Below are 274 nucleotides of genomic sequence, written 5' to 3' on the forward strand. Positions count from 1 at the left end.
GACGACTCGGTTACTCCTCCTTGGAAATTGTTGGTGGCTAAGAGTTGGCCCTTGGGCTTTATCTATGGTCGTGGAGTCCCTGGAGTCGAAGGTCTACCAATCACACCTGCTCGTGCTAAGGCGCTCCGGACCACTTTCTTCCAATCGTATCCCGAGATCGGTCAGTACCATAATAAGATTATGTTTGAAGCTACTAAGCAAGGGTTCCTTCAAACCCCTTTTGGTCGTATCCGTCGATTCGGTAATCCCGAAGCTCAGAGGAATGCACTACTGG

Annotated in this window: 1 protein-coding gene; it reads left to right on the forward strand. The window is 50.0% G+C overall.

The window, feature by feature from the left end; translation table 11 throughout:
• Positions 1-33 precede the first annotated feature (33 nt).
• The coding region (locus QWY29_RS21200; RefSeq protein WP_369292675.1) for a DNA polymerase at positions 34-274 on the forward strand (241 nt) is incomplete at its 3' end.

The organism is Nocardioides abyssi (assembly GCF_030412915.1).
GTDB classification, from domain to species: Bacteria; Actinomycetota; Actinomycetes; order Propionibacteriales; family Nocardioidaceae; genus Nocardioides; species Nocardioides abyssi.